The following is a 21,120-nucleotide window of genomic DNA, read 5'->3' as shown; positions in this document are numbered from 1 at the left end:
GCCGAACCTCACCGGACCCCGGCCTCCCGCATGTCCCGCAGCTCCCGCTTGAGCTCCTTGATCTCGTCCCGCAACCGAGCGGCCACCTCGAACTGCAGATCGGCCGCGGCCTGATGCATCTGCTCGGTGAGGGACTCGATCAAGGACTCCATCTGAGCCCGAGGCATCTCCCCCGCGATGGCCTTCGCATGCTGCCCCGCCTTGGCGGCGAACCCGGGCACCGGCGCCTTGCCGCGCGACTGCTGCCGCCCGCCGCCCATGAGCTGCTGCGTGTCGGCGTCCTCCCGCTGCAACGAGTCCAGAATGTCGGCGATCTTCTTACGCAACGGCTGCGGATCGATCCCGTTGGCCTCGTTGTAGGCGACCTGCTTGGCCCGGCGCCGGTTGGTCTCGTCGATGGCCCGCTCCATGGACGGCGTCACCTTGTCGGCGTACATGTGCACCTGCCCGGACACGTTTCGGGCCGCTCGCCCGATGGTCTGGATGAGGGAGGTCTCGGACCGCAGGAACCCCTCCTTGTCGGCGTCCAGGATGGCGACCAGCGACACCTCGGGCAGGTCGAGCCCCTCACGCAGCAGGTTGATGCCGACGAGCACGTCGAACTCGCCGCTGCGCAGCTCGCGCAGCAGCTCGATCCGCCGCAACGTGTCGACCTCGCTGTGCAGGTAGCGCACCCGGATGCCGAGCTCCAGCAGATAGTCGGTCAGGTCCTCGGACATCTTCTTGGTGAGCGTGGTGACCAGGACGCGCTCGTCGCGGTCGGCCCGCTCGCGGATCTCGTGCACCAGGTCGTCGATCTGCCCCTTGGTCGGCTTGACGACGATCTCGGGGTCGATCAGCCCGGTGGGCCGGATGACCTGCTCGACGACCTCGCCCTTGGCGCGGCCGAGCTCGTAGGGGCCGGGCGTGGCCGACAGGTAGACGGTCTGCCCGATCCGCTCCAGGAACTCCTCCCACTTCAGAGGCCGGTTGTCGAGCGCGGACGGCAGCCGGAAGCCGTGGTCGACGAGGGTGCGCTTGCGGGAGGCGTCGCCTTCGTACATGGCGCCGATCTGCGGCACGGTCTGGTGGGACTCGTCGAGGACGAGCAGGAAGTCCTCGGGGAAGTAGTCGATCAGCGTGTTGGGGGCGCTGCCGGGCGACCGGCCGTCCATGTGACGCGAGTAGTTCTCGATGCCGGAACAGGTGCCGATCTGGCGCATCATCTCGAGGTCGTAGGTGGTGCGCATGCGCAGCCGCTGGGCCTCCAGCAGCTTGCCCTGCCGCTCCAGCTCCGACAGCCGCTCACCCAGCTCGGCCTCGATGCCGGTGACGGCGGCCGTCATCCGCTCCTCGCCGGCGACGTAGTGGGAGGCGGGGAAGATGTAGAGCTCCTCGTCCTCCGTGATGACCTCGCCGGTCAGCGGGTGCATGGTGGAGAGCTTCTCGATCTCGTCGCCGAACATCTCGATCCGGACGGCGAGCTCTTCGTACTTGGGGATGATCTCGATGGTGTCGCCGCGCACCCGGAAGGTGCCCCGGGTGAAGGCGAGGTCGTTGCGGGTGTACTGCATGTCGACGAGGCGGCGCAGGAGCTGGTCGCGGTCGACGTCCATGCCGACGCGCAGGCGGGCCATGCGGTCGACGTACTCCTGAGGTGTGCCGAGGCCGTAGATGCAGGAGACGGAGGCGACGACGATGGTGTCGCGGCGGGTGAGCAGCGAGTTGGTCGCCGAGTGGCGCAGCCGCTCCACCTCGTCGTTGATCGAGGAGTCCTTCTCGATGTAGGTGTCGCTCTGCGGGACGTAGGCCTCAGGCTGGTAGTAGTCGTAATAGGAGACGAAGTATTCGACCGCGTTGTTGGGGAGCATCTCGCGCAGCTCGTTGGCGAACTGGGCGGCGAGCGTCTTGTTGGGCTGCATGACGAGCGTGGGCCGCTGCAGCCGCTCGATGAGCCAGGCGACGGTGGCGGTCTTGCCCGTGCCGGTGGCGCCCAGCAGGACGTTGTCCTTCTCTCCGGCCGTGACGCGGCGCTCCAGCTCGGCGATGGCCGTCGGCTGGTCGCCGGAGGGAGTCATCTCGGTGACGACCTCGAAGGGCGCCACCTTCCGCTGCAAATCTGTGACCGGTCGCATGCTGCCCAATGTAGGCGAAGCGACCGACAGAAACCCTCAGGCGGTCCGCTCACCGATGCGGGGGAAGGGCGTGGTGGAGAAGATCACCTCCACGGGCACCTCGAAGTAGTCGGCGATGCGCAGCGCCAGGTAGAGGCTGGGGCTGTATTCGCCGCGCTCCAGATAGCCGACGGTCTGGTAGTGCACGCCCAGCGCGTCGGCGAGCTGCCTGCGGGTGACGCCCCGCTCGGCCCGCAGCAGGGCGATGCGGTTGTAGACGGTCTCGCTCATCGTCGCCCATCTTCTCAGCCGATGCGCTGCAGTGCCCGCTCGCGGCGCACCTGCATCAGCGATCCCGACTCGCGCCTGGCCATCCTGCGCAGGATCGGCGGCGCCAGCACGAGACCGGCGACGGACCAGGCGAGGAGAACGCCGAGCGTCTCCAGGGGCCGCCAGGAGCCGCCGAGCTCGGCTGCCGCGGCAGCGTCGGGCAGCAGGGCCGAGCGCATGCCGAGCCCGAGCCAGTAGAGCGGGAACGCCTGGCCGATGACCTGCAGCCAGGGGAGCAGCGCGGTGATCGGGTAGAAGATGCCGGAGACTGCGGAGATCCCGCCCATGGTGAGCATCGACAGGCCGGCCGCCGTCTGCGGGCTGGTGGCCAGGGAGCCTATGACGGCGCCCCACGGCAGAGTGGCCAGCAGTCCCAGCAGGGCCACCCAGGCCACGGTGAGCCATCCGCCCGCTCCCGCGCCGGCCAGCTCGGGCACCAGGATCAGGCCGGCGACGATCACGATCAGCAGGCCGCCCACGGCGGTGAGGGAGAGCGAGACGATCCGGCCCACGAGATAGCCGACCATCCCCTGCGGCAACGCCTTGGCCCGCAGCAGCGTGCCGTCCTCGCGTTCGACGGCCAGCGCGCCGACCGCGCCGACGAGTCCGTTGAAGGCCATGCCGAGGCCGAGGATGCCCGGCAGCGTGGCCGCGGCCAGGGACAGGTCGGTGCCGGGCACCTTGGCGTCGCGCTGGAAGTAGAGCACGACGACGAAGGCCGTCGTGGACACGATGGTGAAGCCGATGTCCTGCGCGTTGGTCAGGCTGTGCTTGAACTCGGTCCAGCCTCTGGACAGGCCCAGCCGGGCCGCGTGCAGCGTCGGGTTCATCCTTCCTCCTTCTTCAGGATGGCCATGTAGGTGTCCTCGAGCGTGGCGCGCCGTACCTCCAGGTCGCCGATCTGCTCGCCGTACTGCGCGAAAAGGTCCCGCACGAAGGCGGTGGCGTCCTCGGTGGCGTGCACGAACTGCTCACCACCGCGGCTCCAGCGGACCTGGGCGTCGCGGGAGACCTCGCGGGAGAGGCGGTCGGCGCTGCCGTCGGCGACGATCTTGCCGCCCGCCAGGATGAGGATCCGGTCGGCGAGCTTCTCGGCCTCGTCGAGGTCGTGGGTGGTGAGCAGGATGGTGGTGTCGTCGAGGTCCGAAAGCCGGTGCACCAGGTCGTGGAAGTCGCGCCTGGCCTGCGGGTCGAAGCCGGCGGTCGGCTCGTCGAGGAAGAGCACCTCGGGGCGCCCGACGATGCCGATGGCGACGTCGAGCCGGCGGCGCTGGCCGCCGGAGAGCCTGCTGACGCGCCTGCCGGCCTGCTCGGTGAGGCCGACGGCCTCGATGAGCTCGCCGGTGTCGAGGGGGCGGGGCCTGCCGGGGGTGCTGTAGGGGGCGTAGTAGCGGCCCAGGTGCTCGAGCAGCTTGTGGACGGGCCAGCGGCCGTGATCGCGCCAGGACTGCAGGACGACGCCCAGCCCGGCCCGCCACCGCTCGTCGCCCTTGGCCGGCTCGGTCCCGAGCACGCGCACGTGACCGGCGGAGGGCATGCGGAAGCCCTCCAGGATCTCGATCGTGGTGGTCTTGCCCGCGCCGTTGGGGCCGAGCAGCGCGATCACCTCGCCGGGGGCCACGGTGAAGTCGACCCCGCGCAGCACCTCCAGCGGTCCGTAGCTCATGTGTAAGCCGCTGACCTCGATCGCGGTGTCGGTGTTTGTCACATTGATGTCTCCATCCAGAGCACTGGTGACGCTCATAACCCCCTCCATGTAGTAGGTCTACTATATTGATAGCACGGCTACTACGATTGGCAACAGTGTTGCGACATTCCGATGCAAGCGAACATTAAGTCGCACCCGATACGGTCGAATCCGCCTGAAGCGGAAGAGGAAGGTGCGATGTCACGACCTAGAGAGGCCCTTATCCAGGCAGGCCAGGGCCTGGCCCAGACAGTGGTCCAGGGAGGCAACGTTCGGCAGGCCGTGGGGCAGGCGATCGGCCAGGCCGGGCAGCAGCTCGGACAGCAGGCACAGGGGTTCGCGCTGAATCCCCACGACTTCGCCGCGGCCCGCGACGGCGGCGTGTCGATCGGCACCCAGATCGAGGCACGCACCGCGTCGCTGAACGACGCCGGCGAGATCGTCAACCGCAGCTTCGCCGAGAACGGCATGCACGTCATCTCCCCCGTGGTGATCCCCAAGGGCAACATCGCCAAGGTGATCCTGCAGCTGGGTGTCCTGGTGGTGCTCGGCCTGATCGGCGCGCTCGGCAATGTCATCCCCAACACCGAGCTGTTCTTCGGCCCCCACTACTGGGTCGTGCTGGTACTGGCCGCCGCGTTCCTGTGGTGGCGGCGCAGCGTGGTCATGGTGCCCGAAGGCTGCAAGGCGCTGATCACCAAGTTCGGCAAGATGGTGCAGATCGCGGACCCGGGCCGGGTGACGCTGATCAACCCGTGGAAGCGGGTCAGCTACATCGTCAACACCACCCGCGAGTACCCCTTCAACGCCCCCATCAGCGAGGCGCCGACCCAGCAGGGCGTCAAGGCGAGCGTCGACCTGTTCCTGCAGTTCAGGATCGAGAACCCGGCCGAGTTCATCTTCGTGCTCGGCTCGGTGAGCGGCTTCCAGTCCAAGCTTCAGAACGCCATCAGCGAGGTCACCCGGTCCCTGATCTACGCCCAGCGGGCCGAGGACATCTACGACCTGGTGGGCGAGAGCACGCACGGCATGCTGGAGAACCTCAACCAGCAGTTCCTGCCCGCCGTACGGCTCACGGACGTGAACATCACCCACGCCGAGCCGTCCAGTCAGGAGTACCGCATGGACCTGGCCGCCCCCGAGATGGTGCGGGTGGCCAAGGAGGCCTACACCTACGAGTACGAGCTGCAGCTGCGCAAGGAGCAGAACGAGGGCGACCTGGTCAAGGAGCTCGCCGGGCTGCAGGAGACGCTGAGCGGGATCCAGGCGGAGATCGCCGGCTATCAGGCGCGCATGGACACCGCCCTCGAGCGGGCCACCCACCAGGCCACCGCGCAGGCCAGGCAGCGCCTGGTCGAGGCCGAGTCCTCGGCCAAGGCCAACTCGGCCCTGCTGGAGGCACAGGCGCTGGACATCCGGGCGCTCAGCGCCGCCGAGGCGCCGGAGATCCTCGACTACCGCTTCCAGCAGGATCTGCTGGACAAGCTGGAGTCGGTCTCGGCCCGGCTGCCGCAGGTCGTGCAGGTGGGCGAACATACCGACATCGACTTCCTGACGCTGGCCCAGCAGCTCATCGGCGGCAAGGGAGCGGCACTGTTCTCGCCCGAGGACATGGCCACCATCCAGTCCAGGCTGTCGGCGATCGGCGCGCGCGTCTCGGACCGTCAGGCGGAGATCGACGCGCTGCTCCAGCAGGTCGCGGAAGAGGTCAACGAGGCGCCTGACACCGACATCGTCACCGTGTCCGCGCCGGCCGAGGGTCGGCACCACACGCAGAGCATCGAGGGTGAGGTCCGATGAGCCGCCAGTTCTCGAAGATCAAGGAGTCGGTGGCCTCCTGGTCCGACATCCGCCAGCTTCTGCGCGGCGGTGAGCAGGGCCAGCTCGTGCCCGTCGTGATCCCCAAGGATCGGCGCGGGTTCGCCTGGATGACCCTGATCTTCATCGCCGTCTACTGCGCCGGGATGGCCGTGCTCACCGACCTGACCGTCGTGGCCGCGCTGGCGGCGGCGTTCTTCCTGGTCGTCGGGCTGATCTGGATGTGGCGCAGAGCGATCATCGAGATCGAGGAGGGCACCACGGGGGTGCGCAGTCACTGGGGCGCCATCACCGGCACGCTCTCCCCCGGCCGTCACTACCTCTGGCTGCCGTGGGACCGGGTGGACGCGGTGGTCGACACCTCCACCGAGATCCCCTACTCGGCGCCGATCGTGGCCAGCCCCACGGCCGAGAACGTGCCGCTGAAGTCGATCGAGTTCTTCCTGAAGTTCCGTATCGTGGACCCCGTGGCGTTCGTGCGCACGATCGGGGCCGGCAACTTCGACCTGGTGCTGTCGAGCGCCGTACAGGACGCGATCAGGCAGCGCAGCCGCCGGGTCAACACCGAGCGGGCCTACGACCTGCGCGGCTCCGACGTCGGCGACATGCAGGACGCGCTCAACCGCCAGCTCGGCCGCTACGGCGTGCGCATCACCGGCGCTAACATCCCCGACCTGCAGCTGCCCGACACCTACCAGGCGCACCTGTCCACCCGCGAGAAGGTGGCCAAGGAGCTGTCGGCCTACGAGCGCGAGTGGGAGCTGACCCGCAAGCGCCGCATCGACACGCTGCTGATGGAGATCGAGCGTTCCAAGAAGACCAGGGACGCCCGCGTCGTGGAGGTCAAGGCCGCCCACAACACCGCCCGCAAGGACGTGGCGCGCATGCTGGAGGAGCAGGCGACCGAGGCGCAGCGGGTCCGCTGGGAGATCGAGGCGCGCGGCCGCGCCGAGCTGACCTCCGCCGAGAACGAGGCCAAGGCGCTGCGCAGGCTGGCGGACTCCTACCGTGACAACCGGGCCGTGCTGCAGTACGAGCTGGCCCGCAGGCGCCTCGACGTGGGCGCCAAGCTGGCGGAGAGCGCCCCCCAGCCGCTGGTGGTCCGCACCCAGCAGGGCACCGGCGACTCCGCGCTCTCCACCCTGCTGCTGGCCCAGTTGCTCCCCCGCTTCTCGGCCAACGGAAACGGCCAGGCCCCGACCGCATAGGAGAATCCATGGTGTTCCGCAAGCTGATGGCCGCGTTCGGCGCGGGCGTCGAAGTAGACACGGTGCTGAACAACGCCACCGTGCGCCCCGGCGAACCGCTGCGCGGGGTGGTCAACTTCCGGGGCGGCGGCTCCGAATACAAGGTGGAGGGCATCTACGTCGACCTGACCGCGGTGGTCGAGGTCGAGTCCGGTGACAACGAGTACAAGTCGACCTACAGCTTCCTGCGCCAGCAGGTGGCGGGCGCGTTCCAGCTCGCCGCCGGGGCGCAGCACGGGCAGCCGTTCGAGCTGCTGGTGCCGTGGGAGACGCCGATCAGCGCGATCGCCGGCCACCCGCTGCGCGGCATGCAGCTGGGCGTGCACACGGAGCTTGCGCTCGCGGGCGCGCTGGACAAGGGCGACCTCGATCCCCTGTTCGTCACGCCGCTGCCCGCGCAGGAGCATGTCATCGGCGCGCTGGACCGGCTGGGTTTCCAGTTCAAGAAGGCGGACCTGGAGCGCGGCACGCTGCACGGCTCCACGATGCCGTTCTTCCAGGAGATCGAGTACTACGCCGGCGGCCAGTGGCGACGCCACTTCAACGAGCTGGAGCTGACCTTCATCGCCGGCCCCCGGCAGATGGACGTCATCCTCGAAGCCGACAAGCGGGGCGGCTTCCTGACTTCCAGTCACGACTCCTACAACCGCTTCACGGTCCGCTACGACGACCACCCGGGCGCCGTCGACCAGTCGCTGCAGCGCGGCCTGGAGCAGATGGCGCGTCGCCGCGGCTGGTTGTAGCCGGTCCAGCACGTTGTAGCCGGTCGAGGACCACGGGCGGCGCCGAGCACCGGCTCGGCGCCGCCCGCCGTCGTTCCCACCCCTGACGCGGGGGTACGACGGACGCGCTTTTCCCGTGCTAGCCGGTGGCATGACGTGGTCGTTACCATGACCACGGGACTGACTGATCGTCGGGGATGCGGGGCGAGCGATGGCACGGTTGGTGGGGGCACTGAGGCGGATCGCCCCGTGGGCTGCGCAGAACGCCGACGTCGCGATCGCGCTGGCCCTGGCCATCGTCGTGGGCGTGCTCGGCATCATGCCCGAGGAGATTTTCGGCGCCGACGAGGAGCAGGGCGCCAAGGTCCAGGCCCAGTTCGTCAGCGCCGCGACCCTGGTGATCCTGGCGCTGGTGGCCACCGCGCTGCTGCGCGACCGGGCGCGGCAGGCCCCGGTCGAGGAGACCATCACCTCCGGCGCGCTCGCCCAGCTCCCGATGCGGCTGGCCCGCCTGGAGCAGATCGAGCACCTGGTCACCGGCACCCGCAAGGCGCTGGACGCGCTGCAGCTCGTCAGGGTGCTCGGCAGCCCGCAGGAGACCGCGCAGGCGCACGCCGAGGCGCGCAAGGACACCACCCGGTGGAGTTTCAAGGGCGGCACCGGGACCTACATGCGCGCCGTCACCCTGCCCGCCTGCGTCGCCGCCGCCCGCCGCGACAAGCGCCACCTGACCATACGGATCGAGGTCATCGACCCGGCGGACGCCGAGGTCTGCGAGACCTACGCCCACTACCGGCGCTCCCTGTCCGACCAGCCCGACGGCACCGGTGAGACGTGGACGACCGACCGGGCCAGGAAGGAGTCCTACGCCACGATCCTGGCCGCCTTCTGGCACCGGCAGCGCTACGGGCTGCTGGACATCGGCGTGGGACTGTCGTCCACGATGACCACGTTCCGCTGGGACCTGTCGAGCACCCGCCTGATCATGACGGTCGAGGATCCGAACCGGGCGATGACGGCGCTGGCCGACACCTTCTACTACCAGAACTGCGACACCGAGCTGCGCCTCAGCTTCGAGCAGGCGCGGCGGGTGCCGCTGGAGGCGTACAAGCGGGTGCCGCTCAGCGACGAGCCCACGATCGAGGAGGTGCAGGAGCTGTTCGAGCGCATCGGGATGCCGCTGCCCAAGTCCTACAACGGGCGCGACGTCGTGGACATCGCGAGAAAGGCGCTACGCGCCGTGGATCCGTACGGTGAGCCGCGTCCGGCGGCTCACCAGCGAGACGGAACGTAAGCACCGGTCATGAGCTACAACGGCGTCTACCAGCAGGTCGTCCAGGGCCGGGCCAGAGACTGGGCGCTCGACGCGATCTCCGGAGCCGGAGTCAGGGCCGTACGCCACCCGCTCGGTTTCGTCTGCCTTCCGCTGGAGCGAGACGGCGGCGAGGGGGTATGCATCCATCTGTGGTCGGATTCGCTCACGCACGCGCACAGCACCACCTCGCAGATCCACTGCCACAGCTGGGACCTCGTCAGCCACGTGCTCTACGGCCAGGTGCGCAACGTGCACGCGGTGGTCACGGACGCGGAGCGGGACGCGACGCACCGCGTGTTCGAGGTCGTCAGCGCCGCCGACGGCGACCGCATCTCCCCCACCCGCCGCACCGTGCGGCACGCGACCGGGCTGGTGGAGTCGTTCGGGCCGGGCGACACCTACACCCTGTCAGCGGACCGCTTCCACAGCAGCGTCGTGCCCGAGGGCGGCGAGGCCGCCACGATCGCGCTCGGGCGTGGCCACCCGGGCAGCCGCGACCTGTCGCTCGGCCCGCTCGGCGCGGGCGGCCACCACGTACCGAGGCGGTCGCTCGACGCCCGGGAGACGGCACACGCCATACACCTCATCGCCGCCCACCTGAGCTGAGGGATGCCCGATGGATCTGGATCACGCTCGCGCGGTCGCCGTGGAAGCGGCCGAGGCCGCGGGAAAGCTGCTCCTCGACGGCACCAGGGGGACGGTCGGCGTCCGGCCCAAGGGCGGATCCGGGGACGTGGTGACCGACCTGGACCTGGCGTCGGAGCGGCTGCTGGTCGAGCGCATCGTCTCGGCGTACCCCTCGCACTCGGTCATCGCCGAGGAGTCCGGCCTGCTGGGCGCCTCCGGCGGTGAGTGGACCTGGCTGGTCGATCCGCTCGACGGCACCAACAACGTCGCTATCGGCCTTCCCGCCTACGTCGTGGGCCTGGCCCTGTGCCACGAGGACCGACCGGTGCTGGGCGTGGTGCACGACCCGGTGACGGCCCAGACGTGGTCGGCGATCCGCGGCTGCGGCGCGCTGGCGTCCTCGGGGACGCGGCTGGCCGCCCTCCACCGGCCCTCGCCGCACGGTCCGCTGCTGGCTTGGACCCAGGGGTATGCTGTGACCAGGCATGACGCGACGGCGCGCGGACTGAGGTGCGCTCTGGAGCTGGAGGCCCGGCGGGTGCTGCAGCTCTGGGCACCGCTGCTGTCGTGGGCGATGCTGGCGCGTGGCGACATCGACGGGATGGTCGGCTATCGGGCCGAGGCCGTCGATCTGCCCGCGGGCGCGCTGATCGCACGAGAGGCGGGTGTCGAGATCCGCGCGCTGGACGGCGGGCCCTTCGAGGAGGGCATCGGGGGCACGGCCGAGGATCGCAGCTTCGTGGCGGCTCACCCCGAGGCCATGCCGGGGCTGCTGGCCCTGGTAAGCGGCCAATTGTAAAAAATCTTGAATTTCAGGCGGCGAATGTCGATAACTTTCGGCGTGGTTCGACGTCTATACAGAGGGTGCTTCTGAAAGGCACCGGCGGAGAGGAGAAACACCATGTCGACAGTTCTGACCGGACCGACCTCTGCACTGACTGTGACGGAGCTGGCGCAGGTGCTCTTCGCCTCCGCTCTGCAACCGTCGCTCACCTCGTCGCCGCTCCAGGTGCGAGCGGCCATCGACGAGCGGCTGTGCGCCCGCGGCGACCGCTCGGTGTGCGCCGGCTATGTCGCGCAGGAGGCGGGCGACCATCCCGAGGAGTACGCGATGCGCATGCGCTGGGCGCTGGACGCGGTGGCCGGGGCCTACGGCGTCCGGGCGGCGGCATGAGCGGCGAGCGCAGGACCGGTTGGGCGCATCCGTGGTTCGCGGCGGTGGTCGGTCCGCGGCCGTCCGAGGAGGTGCCGGCCGAGGAGGTCGAGCGCCGGGCCAGGCGCCGGCCCCAGCGGACCGTCACGGTCCGCCGTCGCTGAGCGGCGCCTACTTGAGCATGTACTTGCACGACCCCTTGCCCGTGGCGACCCTGCGACCGTCCACGGTGATGCGGCACGGAGCGGGTTTGAACTGCCCGTCGGCGCCGCGCACGGAGCCCGACACGATGGAGACCAGGCGGCCCACCTCCTGCTCGGCGCCGGTGAGCTCGATCTCGGCGGTCCTTGACCAGGGCAGGGTGGCGTCGCTCTCGACGCCGCTCTCGTCGGCGTTGTAGATGATCGGCTGGGCCGCCTTGCCCTTGCCGATGACCTCCAGCTTGACCTTGCGCACGGCCTTGCGCGGGGCCTCCGAGGCGGTGCCGGAGGGCTGGACGGACTGCTCGGCCGCGGCGGCGCTGGAGGGTGCGGCCGCGGGTGTGCCCCCGCCACCGCAGGCGGTCAGCCAAGCAGTCGCCAGGACGACAAGACCGAAACATCTGATCAGAGGTGATTTGGCCATGGCGACCATTGTCCCCGAGATCAACCGGTCATGGGCACTCAACCGAAGATCACCAGCGCCCAGGTGGTCGCCGGCAGGCCCACGACGGCCAGCCCGGCGCCGGTCAGCAGGAACCGGCGCATCGGCACCTTGACGTCGTGGCGGCGGCATGACTCGAACCAGAGCAGCGTGGCCAGCGACGCCCACGGCGTGATGACCGGGCCGACGTTGGTGCCGACGAGCAGGGCGAGGAGCTGGCCGCGCTCGTGGACGGGGATGACCTCCTCGACGGCCTTGTAGGCGGGCAGGTTGTTGATCACGTTGGACAGACCGGCCCCGACGGCGGCCGTGCGGTAGGGGTTCCGTTCGGCGCCGAGCATCCAGTTCATCAGCTCCGCCAGGCCGTGCGCGCTGAGCGTGGGCACCACCAGGAACAGGGCCGTCACGAAGATGAGCAGCTGCCAGGGGATCAGGCTCCAGGTCAGCCTCTTGCGGTCGCGCACGACGAAGGCGACCACCACCACGAGCGCCGCCGCAGACGCCGCCGTCCACACCTCCACCCTGGCAAGCAGCGCGACGATGAACAGTACGCAGGCGGCCGAGGCGGCGCCGAACAGCACCCGGTCGGCGACCGGCTCCAGCACCGGAGGCGTGTAGCGCAGGTCCCGCCGCTCGCCCCGGCGCCAGAAGAAAACCCACAGGAACGCCATGGTGACCACGATCGAGACGACCTGCGGCGCCCACATCCGCGCGGCGAACTCCAGCGGCGCGAGCCCGATCTCGTCCATGGCCAGCAGGTTCGTCAGGTTGGACACCGGCAGCAGCAGGCTCGCGGTGTTGGCGAACCAGATCGTGGTCATGGCCAGCGGCAGGGCGGCGATGCGCGCCTTGGGGGCCAGGGCCAGCATGACCGGGGTGAGCAGCACGGCGGTCGTATCCAAATTCAGAAATATCGTAATAAATGACGCGAAGGCCGTACAAAGAAGGAAGAGGGCGACGTAGTTGCCGCGGCCGAGCACGGCCATCCTGGCCGCGATCGCGTCGAAGACCTGCGCCTCCTTGGTGAGCTCCGCCAGCACGATGATCCCGACCAGGAACACCAGCAGCGGCCCGATCTCCCCCATGCTCTCCCGCGCGACCGGCAGCGGGAGCAGCCCGGTGGCCACGAAGACCAGACCGAGCGCGAGCAGCCCGATCCTGATCCAGTCGAGCACGCCAAGACGCCGCAGCACGCGTCGATGATCGCACATGGCCTGCCAAACGCCGATCCCGCAGGAGATACTGAGCGAATGGCACGTGACGGCAGGCCGACCCGGATCTTCGTCAGCTACTCCCCCGCCGACACGGCCTGGGCGACGTGGATCGCCTGGGAGCTGGAGGCGGCCGGCTACCGGACGATGATCCAGTCCTGGGACTTCGTACCCGGCACCAACTTCATCGACTTCATGGACCGCGGGGTCAGCGAGGCCGAGCTCGTGGTGGCGGTGCTCTCGCGTAACTACCTGAGTTCCCGCTACGGGCGGATGGAGTGGCAGGCGGCGCTGCGTGCCGACCCGGACAATCCGTCGAACAAGCTGGTCACCATCAGGCTGGAGGACGTCCAGCTGGAGGGGCTGCTGTCCACGATCACCTGGGTGGACCTGCTGGGCGTCACCGACCCGGGCCACGCCCGGGCGCTGCTGCTCGGCCGGGTCAGGGAGGCGCTGTCCGGCCGGGCCAAGCCCGATGCCCCGCCCGCCTTCCCGACCGGCTCGGACCTGCCCGTGCCCGTCCCGACGTTGCCGCCGCCGGGCGGCCACGCGCGCGCCCGGCGCACGCCGGTGAGCGCGCCGAAGTTCCCGCCCGCCGCCGGCCCGCACTCCCGGCGGGAGTCGCTCAGCGTGCTGCATCTCGGCGGCCCCCGGTTCGGGCGGGCGCTGCCCGACCCGGGCGAGCCGTTCACTCCCGAGGACATGCAGGCCAGGATCTGGGCCGACCTGACGGCCATGTACGACAGGGGCGCGCCGCGGCCCGACCTCATCGTGGTCGGCGGCGACCTGACCGAGTCGGGCAGTCTCGGGCAGTTCGGGCAGGCCACGCGGTTCGTCACCGACTTACGGCTGCTCATCGGCCTGGAGCCGCACCGGCTGGTGATCGTGCCCGGTCCGCGTGACGTCACCAAGGCCGCCGCCAGCGCCTACTTCCTCACCTGCGAGGCCGACGACGTCAGCCCGCAGCCCCCTTACTGGCCCAAGTGGCGGCACTTCGCCGGCCTGTTCGGCGAGGTCTACCAGGGGCTCGACGACCGGGTGTTCGACGGCGAGCAGCCGTGGACTCTCTTCGAGGTGCCCGACCTGAAGGTGGTCGTGGCCGGGCTCAACTCGACGATGGCGATGAGCCACCTGGAGCGCGACGCGTACGCCATGCTCGGCGAAGGGCAGGCCGCCTGGTTCGCCGAGCGGCTGCGGCCCTACGAGGAGCAAGGCTGGCTGCGCCTGGGCGTGATCGGGCATCCGCCCGCCGCGCTGCACGACGCGCCGGCCTTCGACCGGCTCCTGGCCCACCGCCTCAACCTGCTCCTCCAGGGGTCCGGCCAGCCCGGCGACGCCGCCGTCGCCGCGCCGCGCCGCCACCAGGTCGTCGAGATCACCGCCGAAGGCGTGCGCACCTGGCTGCCCGACGGCGGCGAGCCCGAGCGCGTCCCGCACACCTGGCGGGCCGCCCGCACCACGTTCACCGGCGAGACGCCGCCCGACCCTCCGCCGGACAGACGGGCTCCGGTGGGCTCGGGGCACGACAGACGTCAGCCCACCCCGGTGGAGCTGCTGCTGGACCGGATCACCGAGGTCTGCGAGGCCCGGCACGAGCGGGCCAGGATCCGCCGCATGCCGGACCACCTCGTCGTCACCCACCCCGAGGACGGGTTCGTCCGCCAGATGATGATCGGCGCGCACGTGGGTGAGCTCACCGCCGGCGACGCCACCGAGTTCGTCCGGCAGGCGCACTCCGCCGAGCTGGCCGCCGAGCTGGTCTACCAGGGGCCGCCGCCGCGGCGCACGCTGCGCGAGGACCTGATGCGCAGGGGCGTCCGGCTGCGCAGCTTCACCGAGTTCCAGGGCCTGCTCGACCTGTCCGGTTACGTCGCCGAGCAGACGGCCAGGCTGACCACCGACCGCCGTTATCCGCCCGAGCTGTACGTGCCACAGCGCTACCGCGAGCTCGACCGCCCCGGCCAGAACGTCAAGCAGGGGCTCACCGACGAGCTGATGCGGCTGCTGGGCACCGACCACGGCAGGTTCCTGCTGCTGCTCGGCGACTTCGGCCACGGCAAGACGTTCGCGCTGCGCGAGCTGGCCAGGCGCATCCCCGCCGAGCTGCCGCACCTGACGCCGATCTTCATCGAGCTGCGCGCCCTGGACAAGGCGCACTCGGTCGACGGGCTCGTGGCGGCGCACCTGGCCAATCACGGTGAGGAGCTCATCGACCTGAAGGCCTTCCGCTACCTGCTCAGGCAGGGCCGGATCGTGCTGCTGTTCGACGGCTTCGACGAGCTCGTCACCCGGCTCACCTACGACCGGGCCGCCGACCACCTGGCGACGTTGCTGGCCGCGGCGGAGGACAAGGCGAAGATCGTGGTCGCCAGCCGGACCCAGCATTTCAAGTCGCACAGCCAGGTGCTGACGTCGCTCGGCGAGATGGTCGGGGTGCTGCCGCAGCGGCGGGTGCTGGGCGTCGAGGATTTCACCCACGACCAGATCCGCTCCTACCTGGCCAACCGGTTCGACGACGACGACGAGGCCACCGCGCGCATGTCGCTGATGGAGGGCATCAAGGACCTGCTGGCCCTGGCCCAGAATCCGCGGATGCTGAGCTTCATCGCCGACCTCGACGCCAACCGGCTGCGCACGGTGGCGGGGGCGCGGCACACGATCAGCCCGGCGCTGCTGTACGAGGAGATCCTGCAGTCCTGGCTGGCCTTCGAGGAGCGGCGGGTCAAGGTGCCCGGCTCCCCCGCCTCGCTCACCACCGGCGAGCTGTGGCAGGCGGTGACGGCGCTGGCTCTGCGGCTGTGGGACTCCGGCGAGTCGCTGCTCGGCGTGGACGAGCTGACCGAGATCGCCGAGACCCTGGCCGACCTGGCCAGCGGCCAGCTCTCGGCCGCGCACACCGCGTACGCGATGGGGTCGGGCAGCCTGCTGGTCCGCACCGAGGAGGGCATGTTCGGGTTCATCCACTCCTCGGTCATGGAATGGCTGATCGCCAGGCATGTGGCGGCGACGATCGACGCGCCCGTGGCGCTGTCACGCCGGCCGCTGTCGGCGCTGACCGTGGAGTTCCTGTGCGACCTGGCCGACGTGCGGGCGCTGCGGGCGTGGGTGACCGACCCGCCCGCCGACGACGTGGCCCGCGCGAACGCCGTCAAGATCGCGGCCCGGCTGCGCACCCCCGCCAGGGCCGACCTGCGCGGCGCGAACCTGAAGGGCGAGGACCTGTCGGCCAGGGACCTGCAGGAGGTGGATCTGACCGGCGCCGACCTGACCGGCGCCACGCTCGCCGGCACCAACCTGTCCAGGGCGGTCCTGCGCGAGGCCAAGCTGGTGGGGGCGCGGCTCGACGGCGCCGTGCTCACCGGCGCCGACCTGCGCGGAGCCGACCTGTCGGGGGCGCGGCTGGCGCGGACGGACCTGAGCGACGTGTCGGTCGAGGGCGCCCGGTGGCACCGGGCCACGCTGATCAACGTGACCGGCACGCTGCCGCACCTGCCGGGGGCCGCGGTGGTGCCGGGCCAGCCGGTGGAGATGCAGCTCGCGCCCGCAGCGATCGGGGTGCCGTACGGATACCACTTCCAGACCAGCCGCCTGCCCGAGCCGATCGCCTACAGCCCCGACGGCTCGACGATCGCGATCGGCAACGAGGACGGCGGCGTGCTGCTGTGCGCCGGCGGGCTGCCGGTGCGCACCCTGCACGGGCACAACGGCCGCGTCTACGCCGTCTCGTTCGCCGGCGACCTGCTGGCCACCGGCGCGAGCGACGGCACCGTCCTGCTCTGGGACGCCCTCACCGGCGAGCGGCTGCACAAGCTGACCGGCCACCGCGACGGCGTCTGGCCCGTACGGCTCAGCCCTTCGGGGGAGCTCCTGGCGGCGGGCGGCGGCGACGGCGTGGTCCGGGTGTGGGACACCGCCACCGGTGAGCCGGTGCACGAGCTGACCGGGCACCAGGCGCCCGTCTACACGGCCTCCTTCGGCGGCTCGGTCCTGGTGACCGGCGACTCGGCAGGCGTGCTGCGAGTCTGGGACCTGTCCACCGGCCAGATGAGCCGAACCCTCGACGGCCACCGCGGCGCCGTGTACCGCGCCGTGCACAGCCCCGACGGCACCCTGCTGGCCACCGGGGACCAGGCGGGCACGCTGCAGGTGTGGGACACCGCCTCGTGGGCCCAGCGGCACGTGCTGACCGGCCACCGGGGCAGCATCTACTGCGTGACGTTCTCGCCCGGCGGCGACCTGCTGGCCATCGGCGACACCTCCGGTGACGTGCGGCTGTGGGACCCGTCAGGCGAGTTCCGTGGCCTGCACACCACCCATGCCGCCGCCGTCTACCAGGTGGCCTTCTCCCCCGACGGCCGCACGCTGGCCACCGGCGACTCGGGCGGCGTCGTGCGGCTCCAGACGGTCGGCACCCCGCGGCGGAGCGAGCTGACGGGGCACCGGAGCTCGGTCTGGCCGTTCGCCTGGCGGCCCGACGGCGAGCAGCTCGCCACCAGCAGCAACGACGGCACGGTCCGGCTGTGGGATCCGGACTCGGGCCAGTGCCAGCGCGTGCTGCGCGGCCATGGCCGGCGCATATCCTCGGTCCGCTTCAGCGCCGACGGCTCGATGCTGGCGACCAGCGGCAACGACGGTGTCGTGCGGGTGTGGGAGCCGCGCACCGGGCGGCGGCTGCGCGAGTTCACCGGCCACGCCGACCGGCTGATCTCCGCCCTGTTCTCACCCGCCGGACCGGTGCTGGCCACCTCCAGCAACGACGGTGGCGTGCACTTCTGGAACGCCACAACCGGCGACTACGAGCGGGAGCTGAGCGCCGAGACCGACCATGTGTGGGCGGAGGCGTTCAGCTCCACCGGCGACATGCTGGCCACCGCCAACGACGACGACACCGTGCGGATCTGGTGGCGGTCGACCGGGCGGCTTGTCGCCAACCTCGCCGACCATCGCGGCCGGGTCCGCTCGATCGCCTTCAGTCCCGACGGCCGCTACGTCGCCACCGGCTGCGACGACCGGCTGGTACGGATCTGGCACGTGGACTCCGGTGGCCGGGTGGCGACCCTGGAGGGGCACTCCGACCGGGTCTACTCGGTGGTGTTCGACCCGTCGGGCCAGTATCTGGCCAGCGCGAGCAACGACGGCCAGGCCAAGGTGTGGGAGCTGAGGCCGGGCCAGCCCTGGCAGCCGCTGCTGAGGCAGACCCTTGACGGGGACGCGGGGCGGCTGTGGAGCGTGGACTTCAACGCCGCCGGCGACCGCCTCGCCACCGGCGGCGACGACGCCGCCGTCCGGGTCTGGGACACCGCCTCCGGCCGCCTGCTGCACCAGCTCAGCGGCCACTCGCGGCGCGTCTGGTCGGTCGCCTTCAGCCCCTCCTCCGACCTGCTCGCCAGCGCGGGCGACGACGGCGTGGTGATCCTCTGGGACGGGCCGGAGCGCCGGACGACCCTGCTCGGCCTGCCGGAGGGCTGGGCGGCGCTGACGCCGGACGGCCGCTACAAGATCCAGGGCGACACGGCAGGCCAGTTCTGGCACGTCATCGGCATGTCGCGGTTCGAGCTCGGCGAGCTGGATCCGCACCTGCCGGGTGTCCGCCAGGTCCCCCTCGACGCGCCGTTCTAGCTTCGGCGGGCCGGTCTAGGCGCTGCCCGACATGGGGCGGCCCAGCAGGCCCGTCGCCACGGTCGCCACGTGCGGGGCCAGGTCGGCGGCCTCGGCCTCGGCCAGGGCCGGGGTGGCGACCACGGAGCGCAGGATGCCGATGCCGACCAGCCAGGCGCTGAGCAACTCCGCGCGCAGCTGCCGGTCCGGCCCCTCGGCCAGCTCCTCCAGCGCGTCGACGTAGGTGTCGCACACCTCCTGGCGGATGCGCTGCCTGGTGTCCTGGTGGCCGGCGGACTTGAGCATGGCCACCAGCGGGTGCTCCCCGCCGTGGGTGGACCAGTCCTGGTAGACCACCGAGCGCAGCATCCGGGCGACCAGCTCCTCGGGCGGCCCGTCGAGCAGGTCATCAGGCACCTGCCCGGGGGCGGTGGCCTCGTCGAAGAGCCGCTTCTTGGAGCCGAAGTAGCGGAAGATGAGCGTGGCGTCGACGTCGGCGTCGTGGGCGATGTCGCGCACGCTGGCCGCGTCGTACCCGTCGCGGGCGAATCTCAGCCTGGCGACCTCCAGCAGCCTGGCCCGGGTGGCCTCCCGGTCCCGCTTCCGCTTCTCCGCCACACCGCCTCCTAGTCATCGACCGTTGACATTGTAGCCGGTGGTCGTGCTACGGTCCGTCAAGTCAGCGTTCGATGACTTGAAGATGGTGAAATATGCGGAACTATGTCGTGGCGGGTGGCACAACCGGCATGGGGCGTGGGCTCGCCCTGCACTACCTGGGCCAGGGCCACCGGGTGAGCGTGGTGGGCAGCGATCAGGAGAAGGGGCGCCGGTTCCTCGACGAAGCTGAGCGGCTGGACGCCGGCGGGCGGGCTGCGTTCATCCGCGCCGACCTCACCTCGGCGGATGAGAACCGGCGCGTGGTGGAGGAGGTGAAGGACCGCCACGAGGCCCTGGACGGGCTGGTGCTCACCGCGATGCGCCACTTCCCGCGCAGGGTCGAGACCCCGGACGGCTTCGAGGGCACCTTCGCCCTCTACTACGTCAGCAGGTTCCTGCTCAGCTACGGCCTGACCGGCCTGCTGGAGAAGGGCGAGCGGCCCCTCATCGTGAACGTCTGCGGCGTCGGGGCGACCAAGGGCCGCATCCACTGGGACGATCTCACGCTCAAGGAGGGCTACGGCGCCATCAAGGCCATGCTCCAGGGCGGCCGTGCCACCGACCTGCTCGGCGTCGCCTACGCCGGCAACCATCCCGGTGGCCGGACCCGCTTCCTGCTGCACCACCCGGGCTTCACCGACAGCGGCACCGCGACCCTTCGGCAGCCCGCCAGGACCGTCATCAAGACCCTGGCCAAGCTCTTCGCCCAGCCGGTGGCCAGGAGCATCGAGCCGATCGTCGAGCTGATGGACGACCCGCCCGAGGGCTCGCTGCTCGCCTACGACCGCCGCGAGCCGCTCCCGCCGTCGCTGCCCACCCTGGATCCGGACGACGCCCGCCGCCTGTACGACCGCACGCGGCACCTCCTGTGAGCCGCGTCCCGGCCACCAGGGGATGAGCCGCCGCTAACCCCGGCCCGCGCGCCGCACCAGGTCGTCCCACACCTCGGCGACCCGGGCTTCGAGCTCGTCGAGCGTGCCCTCGTTGGGGATCACCACGTCCGCCACCGCGAGCCGGTCCTCCCGGCTCGCCTGGGCGGCGATGCGGGCCTTGGCGTCCTGCTCCGGCATCCCGCGGCGCTCGGCCAGGCGGGAGATGCGCACCTCGTCGGCCGCGTCGACAACGATCACCACGTCGTACATCGGAGCCAGCTTGTTCTCCGCCAGGAGCGGCACGTCGTAGACGACGATCGCGTCGTCGTCCGCCTCGCGCTGCAACCCCGCCACCCGCTCCCCCACCAGCGGGTGCACGATCGCGTTGAGCGAGCCCAGCTTGTCGGGGTCGGCGAACACGATGCCGCCGAGCTTCTCCCGGTCGAGCGAGCCGTCGGGGCGCAGCACCTCGTCGCCGAACCTCGCCACCACCCTCGCCAGGCCCGGCGTGCCCGGCTCCACCACCTCGCGGGCGATCCGGTCGGCGTCGATGACGACGGCGCCCCTGGCCGCGAGCCGTCTGGCCACCTCGCTCTTGCCGGACCCGATGCCGCCGGTGAGTCCAATCTTCAGCACAGCGGCAGCCTATCCACGATCCGCCGGACGAGCGTGACGCAGGTGGACCAGCGTCAGATGGTCGTCCATCCGCTCCCGGTGCGTCTCCCGATAGCCCAGCCGCTTGTAGAGGCGCAGGTTGGGCTCCGACAGGTGGCCGGTGAACAGGTCGAACGCCTCCGCATCCGGCACCTGCTCGTGCAGCGCGCCCAGCAGGGCAGTGCCGAGCCCCCGGCCCTGGCAGTCGGGCGCCACCACGAGCCGGCCCACCAGGCAGGTGGTGCCGGCCACCGAGCCGCGCACCGCGCCGACGATGCGGCCCGCCTCGGCGGCCTTGAGCACGACACCGGTCTCGATGGCCTTGCGGACCTGCTCCAGGGACTCCACGAGCGGCGGGATGTACGGATCGCCGTAGAGCTGCGCCTCGCTGACGTACGCCGCCCTCTGCAGGGTCAGGATCTCGCCCGCGTCCGCCGCAACCGCCCGCTGGATCTCCACGCGTGCACCCTACTCCAAGCGGGCGGCGTCGCGGT

At 70.8% G+C, this 21,120-nt stretch carries 19 protein-coding genes; 10 read left to right on the top strand and 9 right to left on the bottom strand.

Features of this window, described 5'->3' with window-relative positions; genetic code table 11:
• Positions 1–8: 8 nt before the first annotated feature.
• From uvrB to V5E28_RS03855, 4 genes are read right to left on the bottom strand one after another with little or no spacing between them, the layout of a single operon-like run.
• Complete coding sequence (gene uvrB, locus V5E28_RS03870; protein WP_336204940.1) at positions 9–2,114, bottom strand: excinuclease ABC subunit UvrB; 2,106 nt, start codon at positions 2,112–2,114, stop codon at positions 9–11.
• Positions 2,115–2,150: 36 nt separating this feature from the next.
• Positions 2,151–2,384 (bottom strand): helix-turn-helix transcriptional regulator, encoded by a 234-nt coding sequence (locus V5E28_RS03865; protein ID WP_336204939.1) that lies wholly within the window; start codon positions 2,382–2,384, stop codon positions 2,151–2,153.
• Positions 2,385–2,398: 14 nt separating this feature from the next.
• Positions 2,399–3,253 (bottom strand): ABC transporter permease, encoded by an 855-nt coding sequence (locus tag V5E28_RS03860; RefSeq protein ID WP_336204938.1) that lies wholly within the window; start codon positions 3,251–3,253, stop codon positions 2,399–2,401.
• Positions 3,250–4,089 carry an ABC transporter ATP-binding protein gene (locus V5E28_RS03855; protein WP_336205420.1) on the bottom strand — a complete coding sequence of 280 codons (840 nt, stop codon included), beginning with the start codon at positions 4,087–4,089 and terminating at the stop codon, positions 3,250–3,252. Before V5E28_RS03855 ends, V5E28_RS03860 begins: the two co-directional genes overlap by 4 nt.
• Positions 4,090–4,308: 219 nt before the next feature.
• Here V5E28_RS03855 and V5E28_RS03850 point away from each other — a divergent pair, with 219 nt between their 5' ends.
• From V5E28_RS03850 to V5E28_RS03815, 8 genes are all read left to right on the top strand, one after another.
• Positions 4,309–5,910 (top strand): SPFH domain-containing protein, encoded by a 1,602-nt coding sequence (locus V5E28_RS03850; protein WP_336204937.1) that lies wholly within the window; start codon positions 4,309–4,311, stop codon positions 5,908–5,910.
• Positions 5,907–7,136, top strand: a complete 1,230-nt coding sequence (locus V5E28_RS03845; RefSeq protein ID WP_336204936.1) for an SPFH domain-containing protein — start codon at positions 5,907–5,909, stop codon at positions 7,134–7,136. Before V5E28_RS03850 ends, V5E28_RS03845 begins: the two co-directional genes overlap by 4 nt.
• Before the next feature lie 8 nt (positions 7,137–7,144).
• Entirely contained in the window at positions 7,145–7,918 is a 774-nt protein-coding gene (locus tag V5E28_RS03840) for a sporulation protein (protein ID WP_336204935.1), read from the top strand.
• 190 nt (positions 7,919–8,108) lie between these two features.
• Positions 8,109–9,191, top strand: a complete 1,083-nt coding sequence (locus V5E28_RS03835; protein WP_336204934.1) for a hypothetical protein — start codon at positions 8,109–8,111, stop codon at positions 9,189–9,191.
• Between the two features lie 9 nt (positions 9,192–9,200).
• Positions 9,201–9,818, top strand: a complete 618-nt coding sequence (locus V5E28_RS03830; protein WP_336204932.1) for a hypothetical protein — start codon at positions 9,201–9,203, stop codon at positions 9,816–9,818.
• A 10-nt stretch (positions 9,819–9,828) separates the two neighbouring features.
• Positions 9,829–10,638 (top strand): inositol monophosphatase family protein, encoded by an 810-nt coding sequence (locus V5E28_RS03825; RefSeq protein WP_336204931.1) that lies wholly within the window; start codon positions 9,829–9,831, stop codon positions 10,636–10,638.
• Positions 10,639–10,740: 102 nt separating this feature from the next.
• Positions 10,741–11,013 carry a hypothetical protein gene (locus tag V5E28_RS03820; protein WP_336204930.1) on the top strand — a complete coding sequence of 91 codons (273 nt, stop codon included), beginning with the start codon at positions 10,741–10,743 and terminating at the stop codon, positions 11,011–11,013.
• The gene (locus V5E28_RS03815; protein ID WP_336204929.1) at positions 11,010–11,156 is read left to right on the top strand and encodes a hypothetical protein; all 147 of its coding nucleotides are present in this window, start codon (positions 11,010–11,012) and stop codon (positions 11,154–11,156) included. The genes V5E28_RS03820 and V5E28_RS03815 overlap by 4 nt, the downstream gene beginning before the upstream one ends.
• A gap of 7 nt (positions 11,157–11,163) precedes the next feature.
• Here the strand turns inward: V5E28_RS03815 and V5E28_RS03810 are convergent, their stop codons facing one another.
• Positions 11,164–11,616 carry a hypothetical protein gene (locus V5E28_RS03810; protein WP_336204927.1) on the bottom strand — a complete coding sequence of 151 codons (453 nt, stop codon included), beginning with the start codon at positions 11,614–11,616 and terminating at the stop codon, positions 11,164–11,166.
• Between the two features lie 38 nt (positions 11,617–11,654).
• A complete protein-coding gene (locus V5E28_RS03805) occupies positions 11,655–12,827 on the bottom strand; it encodes an SLC13 family permease (protein WP_336204926.1) in 1,173 nt (390 codons plus the stop codon).
• A gap of 57 nt (positions 12,828–12,884) precedes the next feature.
• Between V5E28_RS03805 and V5E28_RS03800 the strand changes: the two genes are divergently transcribed.
• Positions 12,885–18,464 (top strand): TIR domain-containing protein, encoded by a 5,580-nt coding sequence (locus V5E28_RS03800; RefSeq protein ID WP_336204925.1) that lies wholly within the window; start codon positions 12,885–12,887, stop codon positions 18,462–18,464.
• 15 nt (positions 18,465–18,479) lie between these two features.
• On the opposite strand, the gene V5E28_RS03795 is transcribed toward V5E28_RS03800, so the two are convergent.
• The gene (locus V5E28_RS03795; RefSeq protein ID WP_336204924.1) at positions 18,480–19,061 is read right to left on the bottom strand and encodes a TetR/AcrR family transcriptional regulator; all 582 of its coding nucleotides are present in this window, start codon (positions 19,059–19,061) and stop codon (positions 18,480–18,482) included.
• Positions 19,062–19,153: 92 nt separating this feature from the next.
• Between V5E28_RS03795 and V5E28_RS03790 the strand changes: the two genes are divergently transcribed.
• Positions 19,154–19,972, top strand: coding sequence for an SDR family NAD(P)-dependent oxidoreductase (locus V5E28_RS03790; RefSeq protein ID WP_336204923.1), 819 nt, complete (start codon positions 19,154–19,156; stop codon positions 19,970–19,972).
• Positions 19,973–20,005: 33 nt separating this feature from the next.
• Here the strand turns inward: V5E28_RS03790 and coaE are convergent, their stop codons facing one another.
• Together coaE and V5E28_RS03780 are read right to left on the bottom strand one after the other, a co-directional pair.
• Positions 20,006–20,608, bottom strand: a complete 603-nt coding sequence (gene coaE / locus V5E28_RS03785) for a dephospho-CoA kinase (RefSeq protein ID WP_336204922.1) — start codon at positions 20,606–20,608, stop codon at positions 20,006–20,008.
• A 9-nt stretch (positions 20,609–20,617) separates the two neighbouring features.
• Positions 20,618–21,085: a GNAT family N-acetyltransferase gene (locus V5E28_RS03780; RefSeq protein ID WP_336204921.1), complete on the bottom strand. Its 468-nt coding sequence runs from the start codon at positions 21,083–21,085 to the stop codon at positions 20,618–20,620.
• Positions 21,086–21,120: the final 35 nt, after the last annotated feature.

Source organism: Nonomuraea sp. LPB2021202275-12-8 (assembly GCF_037044575.1).
In the GTDB taxonomy this organism is placed as follows: domain Bacteria; phylum Actinomycetota; class Actinomycetes; order Streptosporangiales; family Streptosporangiaceae; genus Nonomuraea.
Note: the sequence above shows the minus strand (reverse complement) of the source record. Positions and strands in the feature narration are given on the sequence as shown.

What these genes read in the sequence shown, in the direction of transcription:
- V5E28_RS03810 (WP_336204927.1), bottom strand. Translation starts at nt 11,616, where the DNA reads ATGGCCAAATCACCTCTGATCAGATGTTTCGGTCTTGTCGTCCTGGCG.
- V5E28_RS03800 (WP_336204925.1), top strand. Translation starts at nt 12,885, where the DNA reads ATGGCACGTGACGGCAGGCCGACCCGGATCTTCGTCAGCTACTCCCCC.
- V5E28_RS03820 (WP_336204930.1), top strand. Translation starts at nt 10,741, where the DNA reads ATGTCGACAGTTCTGACCGGACCGACCTCTGCACTGACTGTGACGGAG.
- V5E28_RS03815 (WP_336204929.1), top strand. Translation starts at nt 11,010, where the DNA reads ATGAGCGGCGAGCGCAGGACCGGTTGGGCGCATCCGTGGTTCGCGGCG.
- V5E28_RS03825 (WP_336204931.1), top strand. Translation starts at nt 9,829, where the DNA reads ATGGATCTGGATCACGCTCGCGCGGTCGCCGTGGAAGCGGCCGAGGCC.
- uvrB (WP_336204940.1), bottom strand. Translation starts at nt 2,114, where the DNA reads ATGCGACCGGTCACAGATTTGCAGCGGAAGGTGGCGCCCTTCGAGGTC.
- V5E28_RS03865 (WP_336204939.1), bottom strand. Translation starts at nt 2,384, where the DNA reads ATGAGCGAGACCGTCTACAACCGCATCGCCCTGCTGCGGGCCGAGCGG.
- V5E28_RS03835 (WP_336204934.1), top strand. Translation starts at nt 8,109, where the DNA reads ATGGCACGGTTGGTGGGGGCACTGAGGCGGATCGCCCCGTGGGCTGCG.
- V5E28_RS03840 (WP_336204935.1), top strand. Translation starts at nt 7,145, where the DNA reads ATGGTGTTCCGCAAGCTGATGGCCGCGTTCGGCGCGGGCGTCGAAGTA.
- V5E28_RS03845 (WP_336204936.1), top strand. Translation starts at nt 5,907, where the DNA reads ATGAGCCGCCAGTTCTCGAAGATCAAGGAGTCGGTGGCCTCCTGGTCC.
- V5E28_RS03855 (WP_336205420.1), bottom strand. Translation starts at nt 4,089, where the DNA reads ATGAGCTACGGACCGCTGGAGGTGCTGCGCGGGGTCGACTTCACCGTG.
- V5E28_RS03850 (WP_336204937.1), top strand. Translation starts at nt 4,309, where the DNA reads ATGTCACGACCTAGAGAGGCCCTTATCCAGGCAGGCCAGGGCCTGGCC.
- V5E28_RS03790 (WP_336204923.1), top strand. Translation starts at nt 19,154, where the DNA reads ATGCGGAACTATGTCGTGGCGGGTGGCACAACCGGCATGGGGCGTGGG.
- V5E28_RS03860 (WP_336204938.1), bottom strand. Translation starts at nt 3,253, where the DNA reads ATGAACCCGACGCTGCACGCGGCCCGGCTGGGCCTGTCCAGAGGCTGG.
- V5E28_RS03830 (WP_336204932.1), top strand. Translation starts at nt 9,201, where the DNA reads ATGAGCTACAACGGCGTCTACCAGCAGGTCGTCCAGGGCCGGGCCAGA.